Origin of the sequence: Pseudomonas sp. EA_65y_Pfl1_P113 (assembly GCF_963970525.1) — a bacterium.
Classification (GTDB): Bacteria; Pseudomonadota; Gammaproteobacteria; order Pseudomonadales; family Pseudomonadaceae; genus Aquipseudomonas; species Aquipseudomonas tritici.
Map to the genome: position 1 here is coordinate 1 of NZ_CAXAQM010000397.1, position 504 is coordinate 504.

Genomic DNA, 504 nt, shown 5'->3' on the forward strand with positions numbered 1-504 from the left:
GTCACCACGGTCGGTCTGCCGAGCGATTTCATGCCCGTCCTCCAGCGCCAGTTCGCCGCATCGCAAGCCTTCTGGACCACCTCCCCGGTGCTCAGCGGAAACGATCCCAGTCCCGAGCATCACCCACCGCCCTTCCTTGGCTGAATCGACCGGCCGCTGCGGGGCCTCGTCAGGCGAATAAACGCCTGGTGCGCCCGATACGGCAAAGTTCTTTCATTCAGATCAAGGAATTCAACATGAAGACCCTCACTCTCCTCCCCGCCATCGCGGCAGCCTTCACTGTTTCTGCGCCCGCCTTCGCGCAGGATACGACGACCCCGGTGGAAACTCACAAGGCGCACTCTGCCTCAGCAGAAGCCGGCCATTGGGAATGGCAATCCCAGCCCAGCTATGGCCCCCGCGCTCCGCTTCGTGCGCCCAAGCGCGTCTGGGTCCCGGCCGCGAGCGAAACCGCCGCCAAGGATGACAAGGCCGGCAACTGCGACTGCGGTATGATGCATGCCT

1 protein-coding gene is annotated in these 504 nt (G+C 63.9%); it reads left to right on the forward strand.

The features are described 5' to 3' along the window. Positions 1-236: 236 nt before the first annotated feature. On the forward strand, positions 237-504 hold a 268-nt coding region (locus AACY52_RS30245), incomplete at its 3' end, for a hypothetical protein (protein ID WP_339561369.1).